The 19,105-nt window shown below is 54.7% G+C and carries 19 protein-coding genes; all 19 read left to right on the top strand.

Going from position 1 to position 19,105, the window contains the following annotated elements; all coding sequences use genetic code 11:
- Positions 1 to 6: 6 nt before the first annotated feature.
- Positions 7 to 891 (top strand): MSHA biogenesis protein MshI, encoded by an 885-nt coding sequence (locus ACWAU4_RS19500; protein WP_096141131.1) that lies wholly within the window; start codon positions 7 to 9, stop codon positions 889 to 891.
- The gene (locus ACWAU4_RS19495) at positions 888 to 1,487 is read left to right on the top strand and encodes a PilN domain-containing protein (RefSeq protein ID WP_025888262.1); all 600 of its coding nucleotides are present in this window, start codon (positions 888 to 890) and stop codon (positions 1,485 to 1,487) included. Before ACWAU4_RS19500 ends, ACWAU4_RS19495 begins: the two co-directional genes overlap by 4 nt.
- Positions 1,484 to 2,143, top strand: a complete 660-nt coding sequence (locus tag ACWAU4_RS19490) for an MSHA biogenesis protein MshJ (RefSeq protein ID WP_025011840.1) — start codon at positions 1,484 to 1,486, stop codon at positions 2,141 to 2,143. The genes ACWAU4_RS19495 and ACWAU4_RS19490 overlap by 4 nt, the downstream gene beginning before the upstream one ends.
- Before the next feature lie 88 nt (positions 2,144 to 2,231).
- Positions 2,232 to 2,450: a general secretion pathway protein GspB gene (locus ACWAU4_RS19485; RefSeq protein ID WP_223828866.1), complete on the top strand. Its 219-nt coding sequence runs from the start codon at positions 2,232 to 2,234 to the stop codon at positions 2,448 to 2,450.
- Entirely contained in the window at positions 2,450 to 4,141 is a 1,692-nt protein-coding gene (mshL, locus tag ACWAU4_RS19480) for a pilus (MSHA type) biogenesis protein MshL (protein ID WP_096141129.1), read from the top strand. The genes ACWAU4_RS19485 and mshL overlap by 1 nt, the downstream gene beginning before the upstream one ends.
- An 8-nt stretch (positions 4,142 to 4,149) precedes the next feature.
- A complete protein-coding gene (locus ACWAU4_RS19475) occupies positions 4,150 to 5,061 on the top strand; it encodes an ExeA family protein (protein WP_335899752.1) in 912 nt (303 codons plus the stop codon).
- Positions 5,058 to 6,395 carry a tetratricopeptide repeat protein gene (locus ACWAU4_RS19470; protein WP_454290357.1) on the top strand — a complete coding sequence of 446 codons (1,338 nt, stop codon included), beginning with the start codon at positions 5,058 to 5,060 and terminating at the stop codon, positions 6,393 to 6,395. The genes ACWAU4_RS19475 and ACWAU4_RS19470 overlap by 4 nt, the downstream gene beginning before the upstream one ends.
- Positions 6,392 to 8,146 (top strand): GspE/PulE family protein, encoded by a 1,755-nt coding sequence (locus tag ACWAU4_RS19465; RefSeq protein WP_025011844.1) that lies wholly within the window; start codon positions 6,392 to 6,394, stop codon positions 8,144 to 8,146. The genes ACWAU4_RS19470 and ACWAU4_RS19465 overlap by 4 nt, the downstream gene beginning before the upstream one ends.
- Before the next feature lie 2 nt (positions 8,147 to 8,148).
- Positions 8,149 to 9,369, top strand: a complete 1,221-nt coding sequence (locus ACWAU4_RS19460; RefSeq protein WP_025011845.1) for a type II secretion system F family protein — start codon at positions 8,149 to 8,151, stop codon at positions 9,367 to 9,369.
- Positions 9,369 to 9,863, top strand: a complete 495-nt coding sequence (locus ACWAU4_RS19455) for an MSHA biogenesis protein MshF (RefSeq protein ID WP_107005198.1) — start codon at positions 9,369 to 9,371, stop codon at positions 9,861 to 9,863. The genes ACWAU4_RS19460 and ACWAU4_RS19455 overlap by 1 nt, the downstream gene beginning before the upstream one ends.
- Positions 9,864 to 9,928: 65 nt before the next feature.
- Complete coding sequence (locus tag ACWAU4_RS19450) at positions 9,929 to 10,531, top strand: pilus assembly FimT family protein (RefSeq protein WP_044735297.1); 603 nt, start codon at positions 9,929 to 9,931, stop codon at positions 10,529 to 10,531.
- 34 nt (positions 10,532 to 10,565) lie between these two features.
- A complete protein-coding gene (locus ACWAU4_RS19445; RefSeq protein ID WP_454290356.1) occupies positions 10,566 to 11,084 on the top strand; it encodes a type II secretion system protein in 519 nt (172 codons plus the stop codon).
- A 17-nt stretch (positions 11,085 to 11,101) separates the two neighbouring features.
- The gene (locus tag ACWAU4_RS19440) at positions 11,102 to 11,602 is read left to right on the top strand and encodes a type II secretion system protein (RefSeq protein ID WP_045282603.1); all 501 of its coding nucleotides are present in this window, start codon (positions 11,102 to 11,104) and stop codon (positions 11,600 to 11,602) included.
- A 108-nt stretch (positions 11,603 to 11,710) separates the two neighbouring features.
- Positions 11,711 to 12,178: a pilus assembly FimT family protein gene (locus tag ACWAU4_RS19435; RefSeq protein WP_044735296.1), complete on the top strand. Its 468-nt coding sequence runs from the start codon at positions 11,711 to 11,713 to the stop codon at positions 12,176 to 12,178.
- Complete coding sequence (locus tag ACWAU4_RS19430) at positions 12,168 to 12,668, top strand: type IV pilus modification PilV family protein (RefSeq protein WP_045282604.1); 501 nt, start codon at positions 12,168 to 12,170, stop codon at positions 12,666 to 12,668. The genes ACWAU4_RS19435 and ACWAU4_RS19430 overlap by 11 nt, the downstream gene beginning before the upstream one ends.
- Positions 12,668 to 13,504, top strand: coding sequence for a PilW family protein (locus ACWAU4_RS19425; RefSeq protein ID WP_096141121.1), 837 nt, complete (start codon positions 12,668 to 12,670; stop codon positions 13,502 to 13,504). The genes ACWAU4_RS19430 and ACWAU4_RS19425 overlap by 1 nt, the downstream gene beginning before the upstream one ends.
- Positions 13,494 to 13,967, top strand: coding sequence for a hypothetical protein (locus ACWAU4_RS19420; protein WP_025011851.1), 474 nt, complete (start codon positions 13,494 to 13,496; stop codon positions 13,965 to 13,967). Before ACWAU4_RS19425 ends, ACWAU4_RS19420 begins: the two co-directional genes overlap by 11 nt.
- Positions 13,960 to 17,415 (top strand): DUF6701 domain-containing protein, encoded by a 3,456-nt coding sequence (locus tag ACWAU4_RS19415; RefSeq protein ID WP_107005197.1) that lies wholly within the window; start codon positions 13,960 to 13,962, stop codon positions 17,413 to 17,415. The genes ACWAU4_RS19420 and ACWAU4_RS19415 overlap by 8 nt, the downstream gene beginning before the upstream one ends.
- Positions 17,416 to 17,535: 120 nt before the next feature.
- Entirely contained in the window at positions 17,536 to 18,978 is a 1,443-nt protein-coding gene (locus ACWAU4_RS19410) for an inorganic phosphate transporter (RefSeq protein WP_454290355.1), read from the top strand.
- The last annotated feature ends 127 nt before the right edge of the window (positions 18,979 to 19,105 follow it).

Here is a 19,105-nt window from a genome sequence, read left to right as displayed (position 1 = left end):
TTACCTATGACGAACAAGTCATTCATCAGTCGTCTTTTTAGCTTTGGCTCGTCCGAATCCGGCGTCGCTACCGGCATCTTCCTCGCGGCCAATCACGCCTGGGTCTTTCGCCCCGGCAGTGACAACCAAGGTGCACTCTGCCACAGCTATTCACTGCAAAAAGATGATTGGAATGTACTGTTTTCCGCTATCTATGCCGACTTTGGCCCCTCAAAATTGCAGTTGGCGTTGGGCTTTGGTCATTATCAACTCCTGAGCGCCGACCGGCCCAAGGTAGAAGCCGATGAGATGGCTCAAGCGCTGGTTTGGGCGGTCAAGGACATGGTCAGCACGCCGCCGGCCGATATCCATCTGGACTACTTCGAATCACCGATTAAAAGCAGTGACAAACTCAATGTGGTGGTTTGCTCCCGCAGCAGCCTATCTGCTTTGGCCCAGGGAATAGACAAGGCCGGTATGGAGTTGGTGGGGATCAGCATCGAAGAGTTACTGCCCACTAACCTCTTTGGCCAAGACCCTATGGCCAGGCTGGTGATCAGCCAAATTCCCGGGCAGGAGTTACTGCTCACTGTGGTGCGCGAGGGTGAACTCTACATGCAGCGGCGCATTCGCGGATTTGCCGAACTGCACCAGACCGATGCCGAATCCTTGGGGTTCGGCGTTGCCGATACCCTCAGCCTGGAGATCCAGCGCTCGATGGACTTTTTTGAAAGCCAGCTCAGACAAGCGCCGGTAGCCTCGATTGAAATCATGGTTCAGGGGCAAACCGATGCCCTGGCGCAACTTGTGTCCAGTAACTTTAACCAGCAGGTGCGTCCGGTCAACGGCATGGATGTCGGTATGAAAATGGCTGAGCTCAGCTATCTGGAATTGGAGCGGGGTAGCAAATGAGCAAGACCCGGATCAATCTCTATTCGTCTTCACTCTTGCCTCCCAGGCTAAGGCTCAGTTTTGTTCGTTTGCTGGTTATTGCTGGCGTGTTCTTGGTACTGGGACTCTCACTTATCGGCTTGGGATGGTGGCAGCAAACGCAAGTGTCCAGGCAGTTGCTTGAGGTCGAGTCGCAGCGCCAGGCCTTGGAGAGCCAAAAACAACAACTGGAAGCCGAATTGGCCAAGCGTCAGCCTAGTGCCGAGCTGGTCATTGAGCTGGAACGTCGTACTCAGGAGCGAGAGCTCAAGGGTTTACTGCTGACCGAGCTTGGGCAGCGGGAGCGCATGACGTCCAAGGGCTTTGCGCCTGTGCTGCAGGAGTTGGCCCAAGTGTCCGATGGCAGCGTGTGGCTGAGCCGCATCAAACTTGAAGAAGACAAGCTGGAGTTTGAAGGTTTCGGCCAATATCCGCAGAGTCTGCCGCGCTGGATAGACAAGCTCAAACAAACCGAGAGTCTGAGAGGGCGCTCGTTTGCTTCCATGACCATGGCTCGGGAGCCAGGCCAGCCACTGGCCTTCGTCCTGACCAGTGAAGCCCGGGAGGTGAAGAAATGAATTTCCTTCGGCGTCTGGGCCAAGCCTTTGATGGTTTGAGTCAAAGAGAGAGGATCATGGTGGCGGGAGTCAGCCTGTTATTGCTGCTGTTTCTGCTGTATCTGCCGCTGGAGTCTTTCTGGCTGGAGCGCCAGAGCAATCTGCAACGCCTGCATGCCGGCCAGAGTAGCATCAAACTCAGTCAGCAACAGCTGGAGCTCTATCGCCAACGCCTGGCGGAAGACCCTGATACGCCGCTTAAGGCCCGCTTGGGGCAAGTCAATCGTGATATCGCCGCGTTGGATCAACAACTGGACCGCCAGATGGTCGACATGGTGCCCGCCAGCTATATGCCATCATTGCTTACCGCCTTGCTGGAACGGGTGCAAGGAATACAGCTGACCGGCTTCAAGTCTGTCGCCCCAACACCTTTGCTGGTGGTAGGCAAAGCTGATGAACAACAGATGAATCTCTATAGTCACGGCATAGTGCTGGAGTTTGAAGGCGACTATTTCGCCGTGCTCAAGTTTGTGCAAGCGGTGGAAAACATGCCGGACAAGCTCTATTGGAAGCGCCTGGATTACCGGGTGTCTGAGTATCCCAAGGCCAGTGTGCAACTTGAGTTATACACGCTCAGCATCAATGAGGACTTTATCAGTGTGGCATCATCCAGCTAAGTGCTTAATCTTATTGGCGATGCTCTGCAGCCAGGGTCTGGCAGCAGCCAGCCTGCGGGACCCTACCATGCCGGCACAGGGAGTAAATTTGCCAGCCAAGGAGCAGGGAGGACAGGGCCTGATACTGAGCAGCCTGCTCAGCGGACCTCAGGGCAGGCGGGCCGTGATCAATAACCAAATTTACCGCCAGGGAGACAGGATTCAAGGGGTGGTGTTAAGCCGTATCGATCAGGACAGTGTTTTGCTGGCCGATGGTCGCCGACTCTATCTGTTTCAAGCGATTACCGAGCGCAAGGAAAAACATTAATGAAAACCAGACTCGCCTATATGCTGCCGTTGTTGGCTCTGGGCCTGGCGGCCTGTCAAACCACGGATAGGCCCAACCCAGCCGCCTCCAAAGAGGCGCTGCGCGATTCCATGGCGCAGCAAAATGCCAGGGCAGCAGTGCCTCCTCCGGCCAGCTTGCCTCCCGGTGTGCAGCAAGAGTTGAACGCCGATGGTCTTCTGGCCGGGCTGGCCGCACCTATGCAGACCGAGCGGCGTTTTGATGTCTCGGCCAATGATGTCGATGCCAGGGTGTTTTTCCCGAGTCTGGTGGAAGGCACTCCCTTCAGCGTGGCTGTGCACCCACAAGTGAGCGGCAATATCTCTTTATCGCTCAAGGGCGTGACCCTGAGTGAAGCCTTGCAGGTAGTACAGGACATTTACGGCTATGAGATCAGCCGGGAAGGACGGATCCTGAGGGTCTATCCGGCAGGCCTGAGAACCGAGACTTTCCCGGTCAATTACCTCTATATGGAGCGTATCGGTCTGTCGCTGACTTCGGTCAGTTCGGGAAGGATCTCTGACAACAACAATAACAACAACAGCAATAACAACCTCAACAATAATGGCCTGAACAACGGCAATAACAGCAATTTCAGCAATAACCGCAGTAACAACAACGGCAACGACCAGAACAGCAATAACACCAACGGCACCTTCATCAGTTCCCGCACCAAGACAGATTTCTGGGGCGAGCTGCAAAAGACCCTGGAATCGATTCTCGGCAGCAGTGGCGACGGCCGCTCTGTAGTGGTCACTCCCCAGGCCGGCTTGGTAACCGTCAGAGCCAATCCGGACGAGCTGCGGCAGATCCGCAGTTTCCTCTCCACCGCCGAGAGCCATCTGCAGCGGCAGGTTATTCTGGAAGCCAAGATCCTCGAAGTGACCCTCTCCGATGGTTACCAGCAGGGGATCCAGTGGCAGGATGTGCTTGGCAGCGCTTTGGCCGACGGTAACACCAAGGTTAATTTTGGCACCAGCGAGGGCTCGTTTGGCGATCAGATCACCGAGGCCATAGGAGGGGTGACCTCTTTATCACTCAAAGGCACGGATTTCACCGCCATGATCACTCTGCTGGATACCCAAGGCGATGTCGATGTGCTCTCCAGCCCCAGGGTGACAGCGTCCAACAACCAGAAGGCGGTGATCAAAGTTGGCCGTGACGAATACTTTGTCACAGATGTCTCCTCTACCACAGTGGCCAGCACTACACCGGTGACATCACCTGAGGTGGAGCTGACGCCCTTCTTCTCGGGAATCGCTCTGGATGTAACGCCCCAAATAGACAAAGACGGCAGTGTCTTGCTGCATGTGCATCCTTCGGTCACAGATGTGAAAGAGCAGAAAAAGAGTATCAAGATAAGTGACTCTTCGTTGGATCTGCCCTTGGCACAGAGTGAAATCCGTGAGTCCGACACTGTCATCAAGGCACTTTCCGGTGATGTGGTGGTGATTGGCGGCCTGATGAAGAGCGAGAATACCGAAGTGGTATCCAAGGTGCCGCTGCTGGGCGATATACCCTTTATCGGTGAAGCCTTTACCAATCGCAGCAAGTTAAAGCGCAAGACAGAGCTGGTGATTTTGCTCAAGCCGACCGTGGTAGTTGATGGCACCTGGCAAAAAGAACTGCAACGCTCTCAGAGCTTGCTTGACCGCTGGTATCCACAGGAATAGCCGCTTCTATGTATCTGCAGCATTTTGGCATGCAGAGCATGCCTTTTGCCCTGACCCCCAACACAGGATTTTTCCTGGGGTTGGCTCCCCATGTGGAGGCCTTGCAGGTGCTGCAGGTGGCGCTGCAAACCGGTGAAGGTTTTATCAAGGTCACCGGCGAAGTGGGAACCGGCAAAACATTGCTGTGCCGCAAACTGCTCAACGAGTTACCGCAGCAGTTTCGCTGCGCCTGGTTGCCCAATCCTTATCTGACCCCGGCAGAACTCAGGCTGGCGATTGCCGAGGAGCTGGGGATTGCCGTGAATGATATTAAAGATCAGCAGCAACTCAGTGGTCTTATCCAGCAGCAGCTGCTGGCGCTCAGTGCCCAGGGGCTCAATATTGTTTTGTTGCTCGATGAAGCCCAGGCCTTGCCGGATGAGAGTCTTGAAGCCTTGCGGCTGTTGACCAATCTGGAAACCGAGAGCCGCAAGTTGCTGCAGGTGGTGATCTTCGGCCAGCCCGAACTGGATTCGCGCCTGGCGCAGCAAGAGTTTCGACAGTTACGCCAGAGGATCACCTTCAGCTATCGCTTGCGGCCGCTGACCCGGGATGAAGTCTATGCCTATCTGCGCCACAGATTGGCGGTGGCCGGCTATCAGGGGCCGGCGTTATTCAGCGCCGCAGACAGTAAACGTATCGCCATGGCTGCCAGAGGGATCCCCAGATTGGTGAATATTTTGGCGCACAAGGCGCTGCTGCTCTGTTTCGGTGAAGGCAAACAGCAAGTGAAAACGGCGCATATCAAGGGCGCCATAAAGGATACCGAAGATGCTTCCCGTACTTCGAACTGGCGCTGGCTTTGGCCGACTCTGGCACTGCTCCTTACTTCAGTCGGCGTCTCGGTCGGGGTTTATGCCATGAAGGGAGTCTGGTTATGAGTGTGGTCAATCAGATGCTCAAGGACCTGGATAAACGCCAGCAGCCCCACAACTTAGCTCATGTGCCGGTGGGGCAGGCCAGTCAAGCGGCGACCAATCCCTGGTGGTTGCTGCTCGGCGGCACGCTGTTTGGCATCTCTCTATTGGCGCTGGGGTTATGGCTGGGTGGTTATTTAGGAAGTGGCAGTCAAAGCGCTTCTCAAACCCAAAACCAAGCTGCAAACCAAAGCGGAAGCCGAGCAGAGCCATCGCAGACAGTGCCGTATGAGCCGGGACCCACGGGCCGTAATCGGCCGCAGCCGAAAGCCGTCTCAAGCGCTGCCGATGGCAGCGATAGATTAAGTTTGGAGCCTGAGGCGCAGAACTCGGCGCTGCAACTTCCCAGCAAGAGCCTGGCTCGAAGTGAACAATCCAAAGCTCCAGATACGGGCTTGAATGCTCAAGGCTCAGCCTTTGAAACAAAAAGCCCGGAAATGTATGGCTCAGAAACAGGCAACTTGAACTCGAGCCGAGCCGATGACAGCCTTGAAACCAGTGCAGTTGCCGAACGTCTGGCAGCCAAGGAAGAGCCGCTCGAACTGGAGGCTGGACAAGAGCCGGCTCAGTCAGTGCAAATAGAAAGACCTGGTCGCGATGAAAAATCAGGCTTGGATCAGAAGCCCAGCCCCAATGAGAGTGGCCGGATATCCCAATCCACATCTGGGGCTGCCAAGCCAAGCCAGGCAAAAATGAGTGTGACTCAGGTTTCTCTGACCCCGGCAGAGCTGTCGCAAAAGAAATTACAACAGGGACAACAGGCCAAGGAGCTGGGGCAGTTGGACAAGGCGATGTCGGCCTATGCCGAAGCCTTGCGTTTGAATTATGCCAATCACAACGCCCGCCAGGAGCTGGCGGCGCTGTTTTATGGCCGCGGCGAATTGGACAAGGCGGCAGTACTGCTGCGTCAAGGCGCCGAAAATTATCCGCAGCAACCGACCTTTTGGCTGTTGCTGGCCCGGGTGCAGAAGGCTCGCAGCGAGTTGCCTCTGGCTCTTGCCAGTTTGCAACAGATAGCCGATGGCAGCGAGCTTGGGCGCGAGAAATGGCTACTGCAGGCAGAAATTGGCCAAAGCCTCAAGGATTGGCCCTTGGTACAACAAAGTTATCTTAGCCTGATCCGGCAGGATGCCTCTCAGGGACGCTGGTGGTTGGGGCTGGCCTATGCCCAGGATGCGAGTGGTGATTATGACGCTGCCAAGGCCAGTTACCAGGAAGCACTCAAGCGCCAGGGCTTGTCCTCGGATGCCCGTGATTACATAGAAAACCGACTCGCCCAGATAGGAGGCCGCCAGTGAAACCCAAGTTGAAAATGCGCCTCGGTGATCTCCTGGTACAGGAGCAGATTATCAGCGAGGTGCAGCTGCAAAACGCGCTGTCACAACAAAAGCAAACCGGCCGCAAGCTGGGACGCACCCTGATAGACATGGACTTTATCAGCGAGGAGCAGCTGCTGCAGTTTCTCTCGCATCAGTTGAATATTCCCTTTATCGATATCAGCAAACGCCCCATTCCTACCGAGGTGGTCAACCTCTTGTCCGAAGTGCAGGCGCGGCGTTTTCGGGCTCTGGTGATTGAAGCCGATAGCGATTCCGTGCTGGTGGCCATGAGCGATCCTGCCGATCTGCAGGCGCTGGATGAATTGGATGTGCTATTGGCACCAAGACGCCTGAAACTGGCGGTGGTGAAGGAACAGCAGCTGTTCGATGCTTTTGATAACCTCTATCGCCGCACCGGCCACATTGCCCAGATGGCCGGCAAGCTGGAGGAAGAATACGCCGCCGATGATCAGTTCGATCTCGCCAGTCTGACCGAAGGTGACAGCGACAACGAAACCACAGTGGTTAAGCTGTTGCAGTCGATTTTCGAGGATGCGGTACAGATCCGCGCCTCGGACATTCACATTGAACCCGGCGACAAGTCGCTCAGGATCCGCCAGCGGGTGGATGGTCTGTTGCAGGAAAATGTGCTCAAAGAGGTCAATATTGCTGCAGCGCTGGTGCTCAGGCTCAAGCTGATGGCCGGCTTGGATATCTCGGAAAAACGTTTGCCCCAGGATGGCCGTTTTCATATTGAAATCAAAGGCCATCAGATAGATGTGCGTATGTCTACCATGCCCATCTATCACGGCGAGTCTGTGGTGATGCGGCTGTTGGACCAATCGGCAGGGCTCTTGACCCTGAATGAAACCGGAATGCCGCCGCATATTCTCGAGCGGGTACGGCGGCAGATAAAACGCCCCCACGGCATGTTGTTGGTCACGGGCCCTACAGGTTCGGGTAAGACAACCACTCTTTACGGCATTCTCAGTGAGCTGAACAAGGCTGAGAGTAAGATCATTACCGTGGAAGATCCGGTGGAATATCAACTGCCGCGGATCAACCAGGTGCAGGTCAATCACAAGATAGGCCTGGATTTTTCCAATGTACTGCGCACCACCTTGCGCCAGGATCCCGACATCATAATGGTGGGGGAGATGCGGGATCAGGAAACCGTCGAAATCGGCTTGCGCGGTGCCCTGACAGGTCACTTCGTGCTCTCGACCCTGCACACCAATGATGCCATTACCAGTGCCTTGCGTTTGCTTGATATGGGGGCGGCCAGTTATTTGGTGGCCAGTGCCCTCAGGGTCATCATAGCCCAGCGCCTGGTGCGGCGGGTGTGTAAGAACTGCGCCACCGATTATCAGCTCACGCCGCAGGACAGGGTCTGGCTCCAGAGTATCAGCAAGCGCGACTTTTCCGATGCCAGGCTCAGAGTGGGCACAGGGTGTCAGAGCTGCTCCGGCACAGGTTATCGCGGTCGTATCGGGGTGTTTGAGATCCTCGAACTGGATGAAACCATGATAGAGGCGATGCGCAGCGGTAATCCCCATGAGTTTGCCCGTGCCGCTTACGCCAGCGAACAGTTTACCCCGCTGGCTGAATCGGCTCTGGAATATTTACGCAGCGGCCTGACGACCATAGAAGAGGTCGCCAAGCTGGTGGAAGATGTCTCCGAGTCTCAAGTGCCGTTGGCGGCCGAGATGATGGAACGGGATGAGGTCTGATTATGCCGCTCTATAGCTACCGGGGCCGGGATGCCCGCGGTGAACAGGTCAAGGGACAATTGGATGCTGCCTCAGAGAGCGTGGCGGCCGATCTGTTGCTGGCCAGAGCCGTGATCCCGTTGGAGCTTGTTGAGCTCAAGCCTGGCCCGGATCTCAGTCTCAAAGGTTTGCTCAAGCGTAGGGTTGGCCTGGATGAGCTGCAGATATTTACCCGGCAGATGTACTCCCTGACCCGCTCCGGCATTCCTATTCTGCGAGCCATTGCCGGGCTGTCGGAAACCACCCATTCCAAACGGATGAAAGAGGCATTGCAGGATGTCTCTGAACAGTTGACCGCCGGACGGCCGCTGTCGTCGGCAATGAACCACCATCCGGATGTGTTCGACGCCTTGTTCGTCTCCATGGTTCATGTGGGAGAGAACACGGGCAAACTGGAAGATGCTTTTCTGCAGTTGTCCGGTTATATCGAGCGGGAGCAGGAAACCCGCAGACGGATCAAGTCTGCCATGCGTTATCCCATGTTTGTTCTGTTGGCGGTGGCACTGGCACTGGTGATCCTCAATATTATGGTGATCCCCAAGTTCGCTGAAATGTTTTCCCGCTTCGGTGCCGAATTGCCTTGGGCGACCCGGTTGCTTATCGGTACTTCCAACCTGTTTGTCAATTACTGGCCCTTGATGCTGGTGGGGTTGGTGGTAACTGTACTCGGGGTGCGTTATTGGCATAGAACCGAGAAGGGCGAAAAACAGTGGGATCGCTGGAAACTGCATATTCCAGCGGTGGGTTCCATAATCGAACGCTCGACTCTGGCCCGTTATTGCCGCAGTTTTGCCATGATGTTGGGGGCCGGAGTGCCCATGACTCAGGCGCTCAGCTTGGTGGCCGATGCCGTAGACAACAGCTATATGCACGACAGAATCGTCAACATGCGCCGTGGGGTCGAAGCGGGGGAATCCATGCTGAGGGTTTCCAATCAGAGCCAGCTGTTTACGCCCCTGGTGTTGCAGATGGTTGCTGTTGGGGAAGAAACCGGCCGTATAGATCAACTGCTCAATGATGCCGCCGATTTTTACGAAGGTGAGGTAGATTATGATCTCAAGAACCTCACTGCTAGGCTGGAACCTATTTTGATCGGCATAGTGGCCATTGTGGTGCTGATCCTGGCCCTGGGTATCTATCTACCTATGTGGGACATGCTCAATGTGGTCAAGGGAGGTCGCTGATGCCCAGCCAGCATCAGGCCGAGGAAGATCTGCTGCGAACCTTCGCCAGACTGGCCGCACTGCTGCTGTTGTTGGTCATTCTGGCGGTGTTGGGAATACGTTATTTTTCAGCCGTGGATCAGGTGTCGGCCAGAGGGTTGCAGCTTGAACACCACAGGTTGCTGAATGTATTGGCCATGGTGAGATCCCAGTGGCTGAGCCTGGGACGCCCTGAACAGATGCAACTGGATTGGCAGACGCTGGAACGACCTGAGCCTCCAGGTCAATTGGCTATGAATAAGGCCGGTTGGCCACAGGCGCCCAGCCGGGATGACAGCGGCTGTGTGGCTCTTTGGCAACAGCTTCTGGGAGGCATGCCGGATAAGGCCGTTATCCGGGTGCAGTTTCTCCACCAGGATCAAAGCTGCCGCTATATGAGCCCTGCCGGTGAGAGCCTGAGTTATCAAATGGACACCGGCAGGGTCATTTTTTTGACAGCTGATACAGATTATTGACCGAGTTGGTTTTTTATCTTAACGGAACTGCTAAAATCAGTGGCGAACAGGTGGAGGAAACCTAGATGAAACGACAGATGCAAGGCTTCTCGTTAATCGAGCTGGTGATAGTGATAGTGATCCTGGGCCTGCTGGCTGCAACCGCTATTCCGCGTTTTTTGAATGTGACAGATGATGCCGAGGATGCCAGTCTCGAAGGTGTAACAGGTGGCCTCGCCACTGCAGTCAGTTTTGTGCGCTCCCAATGGGAGGTCGATGGTCGCCGTAACAACTCGGTGATCCTTGATGGTACGACAGTGTCTCTGGATACCCGCTTCGGCTATCCGACCGGTACTGGCAATACCTCGGCCACTTCCATGGATGATGCCAGTTGCCAGCAAGTGTTCAATACCGTGCTGCAGAGTGCACCCAAGAATGTGCTTTACAGTGCCGATGCCAGAGATCAACGCTATACCGTCAGGGCCTTGGAAGGAGCAGGTGCAAGCGCTACAGCCATTGACGGCACTGTGGTAACCGGGCTGGATCTCTGCGTCTACCATCAGGTGGCATCTCTGGTGCTGAATCAAAGCTCAGGGGTGGCGACACCGGCTCCGGATCTCAACACCACAGGCGCCAAGGGAATTACCTATAACCCGGGTACCGGCCAGGTATTGAGTTTCAGCAACTGATTGAATTGAATTTTTTGAACTAAAGGAAAGCGCTATGCAAAGGCAACAAGGTTTCACCCTGATTGAACTGGTGGTGGTGATCATAATTCTCGGTATTCTGGCGGTGGTCGCTGCGCCCAAGTTTATCAATCTGCAATCCGATGCCAGGGTGTCTACCCTTCAGGGAATGAAGGCGGCACTTCAGGGGGCCAATGCCATGGTGTATTCCAAGGCTGTTATTGCCCGTCAAGGTAAAACTACGGGTGAGAGTGTTGTCATTGGAAAGAGCGGTAACAGTGATATTAGTGTTACTGTGGATTATGGATATTTGGACAGTGCGGCCAATTCCACCACAGTGAAAACCAATCTGGAAAAAGCTATGGACAATACTTTCGAGGCTATTACCGGAACAGATACCGTTGCAACTGAAGACTTTGGGGTGATCTATGTTAGTGACACTTCTTTCATTATTGTCCCTAAGGGTAAGAAAGGCAGTGAGGCCTGTCGTATTAACTATACCCCAGCCACAGCAACTTCGTTGCCACAGTATGTGGTAACTGGTACAGATTGCTAATTTGAAAGGAATAGAAAATGAAAAAACAACAGGGTTTTACGCTGATTGAATTAGTGGTGGTGATTATCATTTTGGGGATACTGGCTGTCACTGCAGCGCCTAAGTTTTTGAATCTGCAATCTGATGCAACCAAGTCAACTCTTTCTGGTATGAAAGCAGCGTTACAGGGCGGTAATTCCTTGCTCTATTCGAAAGCTGCTATTCAAGGTAAAGAAAAAGACGACGGTAGCAATGGTGACAATGTTGATCTTACAGGGGATGGTAGTGCGGATATCACTGCTGTATATGGGTATGTGAAGGCTGATGCAACCAATATTCTCAAAATTCTGGAAGCAGATACCACCTCCAGCGGGGACTGGGTTATCGCAGCTCCCAGCGCAGCCAATGTCAGTGCTGCTGATGTGATCATTTATCGCAAGGGAACAACGCCTTCAGACACCTATAAATGCTTTGTTGAGTATTCGGAAGCTACCAGTAACTCATTGCCCGTATATGAGATCGTGGATACCAACTGCTAATAGCCTGTAGCTGAAAAGGCCTGCCAAGCAGGCCTTTTTTACGTCAGGATTCAAACTATTGGGCTTATTTGCCATACTTGACTGAGTATGGAATTGGCGGGAAATCATATGGCTGTGACCAAGGGGACAGGCACCCGGGGATTTACTCTGGTGGAGTTGGTAGTGACTATCATGTTGCTGGCCATACTTTCCGTCGTGGTGCTGCCAAAATTGGTATCCTCCAGCAGTTACAGCGCCTGGACGCTGCGACAGGAATTGATTGCCGAGTTGCAAAAGACTCAGATGTTGGCACTCAATAATCCCGACCGTTGCTATCGGCTCTCCATCAGCAGCGGCGCTTATCAACTCAGCCATTTGACCCAGGACTGTACGAGCGTCATCCGCAACAATAGCGCCGAAAGTCTGCCGCGTAATACCCGGATACTGCTTCAAAGTAACGGTGCTGACAGTTTTCAGATCCAGTTCGATGCTTTGGGCCGCACCAACCTTGCCTGCAGTGGCGCCTGCCTCTCTGTGGTCGCCGATGAAACCCTGACTATCGCCATAGAGTCCGAGGGCTATATCCATGAGGGCTGAAGCGCGGGGATTCACCCTGATAGAGCTGGTGATCGGCATGTTGGTGCTCGGTATCGCCCTGGTGCTGTTGACCAGTGTGCTGTTTCCCCAAAGCGATCACGCGGCGCAGACCCTGCATAGAGTGCGCAGCGCCGAGTTGGCTCAGGCTGTGATCAATGAAATCTGGGGCAAGCGTTATGATGAGCATAGCGGCGCCAACGGTGGTCTACCCGCCTGTGACGGTTTGGGCGGTGTCAGTTGTACCCAGGTTAGCGATTATGGCCCGGATGGTGAGAGTCGGGATCAGTTTGACGATATCGACGATTACCATGGCCTTAACGAGCAGAGCCTGATGCTTAATTCCAGCCTGAGTTACCTGAGTCACTACCCTGGGTACAGTCTCAGCGTCCAGGTATCCCAGTATCAAGCCAACAGCAAGTTGGTGACTGTCACGGTAACTACCCCTGCGGGCGAGGCTATCCGTTACGACGTGCTGAGGAGTAATTTCTGATGCGCAGCAGGCAGGGTAAGAGATTCATACAGATCAAAGGACAAGGTTTCGCCAAGGGCTTTACCTTGGTGGAGTTGGTCACAGTGATCCTTATCCTGGGGATTCTGGTGGTGGGTGTCAGCAGCTTTATTATCTTTGGTACCCGTATTTTTGTGGATTCTACCGCCGTCGACAGAGTGCTGGGCAGCAGTCGTTTCGTGATGGAGCGACTGAGCCGGGAGCTGCGTAATGCCGTGCCTTCCAGTCTCAGGTTGCAGTCCAGCTCTCAGCTGCAGTGTTTGGAGTTTCTGCCCATCAGTGCCAGCGGCAGCTATCTGTCATTGCCACTGGCGCCGGATGTCCAGGCGGACAATGCCACAGTGTTTGCGCCGGCAACGGCTATTTCGGCCGGTGAACAGCTATTGGTATACCCGCTGACCAATGCGGAGATTTATGGCAGTGGCAGCAACAAGCGCCACGCCATAGATAAGGTGGTGCTCAATGGCTCACAGCTGACCTTGCAGTTTGCCGCTGCGGTTAATTTTGCCGAAGCCTCACCGGCGAAGCGTTTTTATGTGGCCGGGCAACCTGTCAGCTACTGCTTTTCTTCGGTGGATGGCAGCATTCGCCGTTATAGCAACTATGGTTATCATGCCGGTCAACCTCTGCCCGATACTATGGGCTCTGGAGCCTTGATGGCCGAAGGCTTGAGCAATGATATTGCCACCAACCCGGCGGTGCAGCTGTTGCCTGCCACTCTGGTCAACAACGCCATAGTGCAATTGCGGCCAGAGTTCTCGGTCGTCGGAGAGCATTTTCAGTATCAACATCAAGTGCAGGTGATCAATGTTCCCTAGTCGAAATTATCACTGTTATGCGCAAAAGCATCAGGGCGGCAGCGCCTTGGTGATAGCCATCTTTGTAATATTGGTGATGTCGCTGTTGGCGGTGACTCTGTTGCGGGTTGGCGGCGACGCCGATGAAAGCGTCAACCTGGAAGTCTGGGGCTTAAGGGCGCTCAACGCTGCCAACAGCGGCGCCGATGCGGCCCTGGCCAGGCTGTTTCCCTTAAGCGGCGGCACTGCCGGCTGCGCCGCCGTGGGCTCAAGCTGGACAGCGCCGGATGTGACCGGGTTTCACGGCTGCAATGTACAGCTCAGTTGCGAGACTTTGAGCCAGGACACCAGCCCGGGCAGTGCCAAGTTGTATCGTATCCGCAGCACGGCTGTATGCGAGAGCGGCAGTTGTGGTGTGGGCGCGGCAGATGACAGTCAATGCCTGAGAGTGAGCCGGGTTGTGGAGGTGGAAGCCCGTGAATAGTCGCATATTACTCTTGCTCGGGATATTGCTTGGCGGCCTGCCTGCGCTGGCACTGGCTGTGCCTCAGTGCAGTGATATATTTACCGACCCGCCTACGGGCAATCACGCCAATGATGGCTTTGTACCGCCTGCCAATCTGCCGCCTAGCCTTGGTGGACTCTACTGCCCAGGCAATTCACGCTACTGCAATCAGTCATTGGCTGCCGGTGATTTTAACTTTAACTATGGTTATTTTTTCCATGGCAGTTATCTGTATCCCACTACGACCACTACCAGGCTCTATTTCGATAGTCTAACTCTCAATAAGGCGACCCTGAACCCAGGGGGGAAACCGGAAAACCTGATCATCTATGTGCGTGGCTCATTGGATATCACAGGTCAAAACACAGTGAATGCCATCCTTTATGTGGCTGGCTCGGTCAAAATAGCGGGCGGCTCATCGCTGGACGGCGCCCTGGCTTCCGGCGGTGCCTTGGATGTTACCGGTAACTCGGATGTGGATATCGATCTCGGTGCAGTCGAAGACGCCGATTTTGGCGGCATGTGCAGTAATGACCAAACGCCAGTGCTGGGGTGTTTCAGCGATGACTTCAGTTCGGCTTCCCTATCGGCAGATGATTGGGCCATCAAGGTGCTGGGCAATTCAGTGCCGCCCAGCATAGTGGGTGGGCGTCTGCGTTTGACTCCTGCCCGAGGCAATCAGGCAACCTCCAGTACCTATCAGCGCTTATTTCCGGCCGAAGGCAACCTGGTAACAGTTGAATTTGATTATTACGCCTGGTCGCCCCAGAGTGGTACCGGCGGTGATGGTGTGGCGGTGATCCTTTCTGATGCGGCCGTGACGCCACAGCCGGGCAGTTTTGGTGGCGCCTTGGGTTATGCCCAGCGTAATGATGGTACCCCGGGTTTTGCCGGTGGCTGGTTGGGGGTGGCACTGGATGAATACGGCAACTTTTCCAACCCCACAGAAGGGCGTGTCGGTGGCCCGGGCTTTCGCCGTCAAGCCGTGTCTATTCGGGGCGCTCAGGCCGGTTCCTATCGATACCTGACAGGTACAGTTGCCAATATTTATCCCAAGATAGATGTGCGTAGCAGCTATTACCCCGCTCCTGGGCACAGGTATAAGATTACTGTAGATTCCCGCCAGGCCAACATGGCCATGGTGTCTGTTGAGCGGGATACAGGTGCCGGTTACCAAACTCTGGTTAGCCCATTCAATGCCCGGAGTTTTATTGGCCAAGGGAGTGTGCCGACAGATTTTTACCTGTCGCTCACCGGCTCTACCGGCGGTTCCAACAACAACCATGAGATAGACAATTTCCAGGTTTGTGCTTTGGACTCCAAGGCCGTGGGTGAGCAGGTTCATCATTTTGAGTTTGATTACAGCAGCGTGCCTTTTACCTGTCGTGCCGAACCCATCACCTTGAGGGCCTGTAAAAATGCCAGCTGCTCAGAGCTCTTCACTGGTACTGTCACCGCCAATCTGAGCCCTAACCCCGTCAGTAACGGCCGTTGGTTGCCGGCAAGTTCGGTGACTTTCAACGGTGGCAGTACCCAAATTCAACTGCAAAAGTTTGATCAAACGCCGCTGACACTGGGGGTTTCCTCCTCGACACCGGCCACCCGCCCAGGCAGTGACACCCTTTGCCGAAGTGGCAGCGGTCCCTTGAGTACGGCCGCCTGTCGCCTGAGTTTTGCCGATAGTGGTTTCATTTTTGATGTGGCAGATAAGCTGGCCAACAAGCCAGAGACAGGAGTGCTTGTTAAGGCTATTAAGTCGGACGGCACAGCCCAGTGTGTACCGGCCTTTGCCAGTACCAACAAGACGCTTTCGTTCTGGAGTGAGGCGCTGTCGGCAGTTGTCGGTTCACCCAAGGTGCAACTGAAACCGACAGGCGCCCTGAGCTGGCAGGATATAGGCAGCAATCAAGCTGCCGCCACACCGCTGACCTTGGCCTTCGACAGTCAAGGCCAAAGCCGAATCGATATCAATTATGCCGATGCCGGTCGGGTCGAGCTAAATACCCTCTATAGAGGAACGACCAGCGAAGGGGATGCCGGGCTGGTGATGCATGGCGCTGATGATTTTGTCAGCTTCCCGTTGGGATTCTGTGTCGAGGTAGAGCAATACTGCCAGGCCGCGGATGCCTCCTGTGCGCCTTTTCGGCGAGCGCAGGAAAATTTCCCACTCAGCATCAGTGCCAAAGCCTGGGCGGATAATGGTAATGCCGATTTCTGTAAAAACCTCACCACACCTTCCTATCAGCAGGCAGGTCTCTCTTTATGGCATAAGCTGATTGCACCGGCTTCAGGTCAACCCGGTAAACTGCAGCTGCAGCAGTATGATCATTTTCGCCAGCAAACGCCTGAGAATAACCGGCTCGCTCAGGCGGTCAGTGAGGTTGGGGTGTTTGAATTCGGCGTCACAGCGCCTTTGCCCTACGAGGGCAGTGTGGCCTTCCCGAGTCTGGTGGGCAGCGCTTATTGGCAGGGGCCGAGCGGCAAAACCATAATGCCCGTCGGGCGTTTTGTGCCGGCCTTTTTCCGAGTCGATGAACCTAGTTTGCTGCCGGCCTGTAATGGTTTCAGTTACATGGATCAGCCATTTGAAGTCAGTTATAAAGTCAGCGCTTTGGCACTGGATAGGCAAGTGACTCAAAATTATGTCGGTGATTTTGCCAAGGCTTACAGTCATTATCAGGCAGCCAATCAATTCGACGGAGTGGCGTTGGACAGCCGGGTTTCGGGGGGCGAGATTACTTCAGATACCTGGGTGGATGGCCTGGCTGAGTTCCAAGGGCAACTCAAGTTTGCCCGCAAGGACCCGGTTGCAACAGACGGGCCTTTCCCGCTTTTGGATATAGGCCTGGAAATTCAGGATCCGGACAAGATTGCCGAGCTGCTGGACAGCAATATGCAAAGCGATTTCAGCGGTGACTGCTCTGTGGCAGGCAGCTGCAGCGCCGTGCGTCTTGGTAGCCAAAAGATGCGCCATGGGCGTTTGCTGTTGGACAATACCTTTGGCCCGGAAACCCAAATTTTGAGCATGGCGGCGAGGACAGAGTATTGGGATGGCAGTGGCTGGCGTTTGAACGAGCTGGATAACTGCAGTGTGTTCAACACGCCACTTGAATATCAACAGGATCAACTCACCCTGGGTTACCACTATGAACCTGCGCTCAGCGCCGGGCAGAGTATTAGCCGCTCCGCCAGCGGCGGCAACACAGTCACAGCCTTTGGCGGCGAGTTTGAACTCTTGTGGCGTGCGCTCGGAAGCTCCGGCTATCGCGGCAAGGTGACGGCGCCGCTCAAGACGCCTGAATGGTTGCAGTGGTACTGGAATTGGAATGGCCTCAACGACGGCACACTTAGCGACCCCAGAGCCAGCGCCTTCTTTGGCCGTTATCGCGGCAACGACAGGATCATCAGTTGGCGGGAAGTTAACTGAAGCCGAATAACAACAGTGTGAAGCAAATCACTAAAGCGCCAAGATGTAGATAATTTAACTTTGTCTTCAACTCACATTGAGCATAATCGACAGCCTCTGCTGTATTTGGCTGATTAAATTATGTTGGAAGCGCTTGCGGGTTTGGGGGGGATCTGGTCTTTGGGACTGATCCTGGCTGTACTTTTTGTGTTGGCATACGAGTTTATCAATGGCTTCCACGACACCGCCAATGCGGTAGCCACTGTGATTTATACCAATGCCATGCCGGCCAGAGGTGCAGTGCTGGCCTCGGCGCTGTTCAACTTTGCCGGGGTGTTGCTGGGGGGGCTCGGTGTGGCGTACGCCATAGTGCATCTTCTGCCGGTCGGGCTCTTGTTGGACATGGACTCCTCCCAAGGCCTGTTGCTGGTGTTCTCCCTGCTGTTTTCTGCCATCGTCTGGAACCTGGGTACCTGGTTCTTCGGTATTCCCGCCTCCAGCTCCCACACTCTGATCGGCTCCATCATGGGTGTCGGTGGTGCCTATGCCTGGCTCAACGGCCAATCGCCGCTGGATGGAGTCAATACCGGCAAGGCGATAGATATCATGCTCTCCTTGCTCTTGTCTCCAACCCTGGGCTTTATTCTGGCGGCGATTTTGCTGTTGGTGATGAAACGTATCTGGCGTAAGCCCAAACTGCATCGCACTCCGGCGGAGCAGGTGGCGGTCAATGGCAAGAAGCATCCGCCATTTTGGGCCCGTATTACCTTGATAGCCTCAGCCATGGGGGTCAGTTTCGCCCATGGCTCCAACGACGGTCAGAAGGGCATAGGCCTGGTGATGTTGGTACTTATCTGCATGGCGCCGGGTTATTTTGCCCTGGACTTGAACAGCCAGAGTTTCGATATGGACAGGACTCAGGATGCCAACCGGCGCATCATGGCTCTGTATGAGCGCAACCCGCAACTGGTGGCTAATCTGGGTGAGCACGCCGCCGACAGTCGCTGTCAGGACTCGGCCATAGCTTCGATGCAGAGCCTGGATAGGCTCCTTGAACAAGGGAGTACAGTAACAGAGTTGACCCAGGAACAGCGCCGGCAAGCCAGGCAGTTGATCCTTTGTATCGATGACAGCACTCGTAAGTTGGCCAAGCAGCCCTTGCCAGGAGCCGAGGCTACTCAATTGAAGCACTGGCGTGGTCAGCTTAACGCCATGACCGAATATGCGCCGCTATGGGTCATAGTAGCCGTTGCCCTGGCTCTGGGTTGCGGCACCATGGTGGGCTGGCGCCGGATTGTGCACACGGTTGGCGAGAAAATCGGTAACGGTGGCATGACCTACAGTCAGGGTATCGCCGCGCAGTTGACCGCCGCCGGTTCTATCGGTATCGCCAGTATGACAGGCATGCCGGTATCCACCACCCATATCCTGTCTTCGGCCGTGGCCGGCACCATGGTAGCTAACGGCTCTGGGCTGCAAAAAAATACTATCAAACAGATCCTGTTAACCTGGGTACTGACATTGCCTATGACCATAGTTTTGTCTGCCGGACTCTTTATGCTGGTGCAAACCCTTTTTGCTTAATAAGCACACAAATCATGTCAAGGGATTGGCATGATCCAAGCTTTTGGCAACTTTATCTCAGCGCATTCCGACAGCTTTTACAGATATATGCTAAAAACCCTCACGGATTAGCGAATGTTAACCCCGC

It is taken from the genome of Shewanella sp. FeAMO (assembly GCF_053653955.1).
The sequence above is the reverse complement of the archived record's forward strand: the minus strand, read 5'-3'. Positions and strand labels throughout refer to the sequence as shown.

What these genes read in the sequence shown, in the direction of transcription:
- ACWAU4_RS19500 (WP_096141131.1), top strand. Translation starts at nt 7, where the DNA reads ATGACGAACAAGTCATTCATCAGTCGTCTTTTTAGCTTTGGCTCGTCC.
- ACWAU4_RS19495 (WP_025888262.1), top strand. Translation starts at nt 888, where the DNA reads ATGAGCAAGACCCGGATCAATCTCTATTCGTCTTCACTCTTGCCTCCC.
- ACWAU4_RS19490 (WP_025011840.1), top strand. Translation starts at nt 1,484, where the DNA reads ATGAATTTCCTTCGGCGTCTGGGCCAAGCCTTTGATGGTTTGAGTCAA.
- mshL (WP_096141129.1), top strand. Translation starts at nt 2,450, where the DNA reads ATGAAAACCAGACTCGCCTATATGCTGCCGTTGTTGGCTCTGGGCCTG.
- ACWAU4_RS19475 (WP_335899752.1), top strand. Translation starts at nt 4,150, where the DNA reads ATGTATCTGCAGCATTTTGGCATGCAGAGCATGCCTTTTGCCCTGACC.
- ACWAU4_RS19470 (WP_454290357.1), top strand. Translation starts at nt 5,058, where the DNA reads ATGAGTGTGGTCAATCAGATGCTCAAGGACCTGGATAAACGCCAGCAG.
- ACWAU4_RS19460 (WP_025011845.1), top strand. Translation starts at nt 8,149, where the DNA reads ATGCCGCTCTATAGCTACCGGGGCCGGGATGCCCGCGGTGAACAGGTC.
- ACWAU4_RS19455 (WP_107005198.1), top strand. Translation starts at nt 9,369, where the DNA reads ATGCCCAGCCAGCATCAGGCCGAGGAAGATCTGCTGCGAACCTTCGCC.
- ACWAU4_RS19450 (WP_044735297.1), top strand. Translation starts at nt 9,929, where the DNA reads ATGAAACGACAGATGCAAGGCTTCTCGTTAATCGAGCTGGTGATAGTG.
- ACWAU4_RS19445 (WP_454290356.1), top strand. Translation starts at nt 10,566, where the DNA reads ATGCAAAGGCAACAAGGTTTCACCCTGATTGAACTGGTGGTGGTGATC.
- ACWAU4_RS19440 (WP_045282603.1), top strand. Translation starts at nt 11,102, where the DNA reads ATGAAAAAACAACAGGGTTTTACGCTGATTGAATTAGTGGTGGTGATT.
- ACWAU4_RS19435 (WP_044735296.1), top strand. Translation starts at nt 11,711, where the DNA reads ATGGCTGTGACCAAGGGGACAGGCACCCGGGGATTTACTCTGGTGGAG.
- ACWAU4_RS19430 (WP_045282604.1), top strand. Translation starts at nt 12,168, where the DNA reads ATGAGGGCTGAAGCGCGGGGATTCACCCTGATAGAGCTGGTGATCGGC.
- ACWAU4_RS19425 (WP_096141121.1), top strand. Translation starts at nt 12,668, where the DNA reads ATGCGCAGCAGGCAGGGTAAGAGATTCATACAGATCAAAGGACAAGGT.
- ACWAU4_RS19420 (WP_025011851.1), top strand. Translation starts at nt 13,494, where the DNA reads ATGTTCCCTAGTCGAAATTATCACTGTTATGCGCAAAAGCATCAGGGC.
- ACWAU4_RS19410 (WP_454290355.1), top strand. Translation starts at nt 17,536, where the DNA reads ATGTTGGAAGCGCTTGCGGGTTTGGGGGGGATCTGGTCTTTGGGACTG.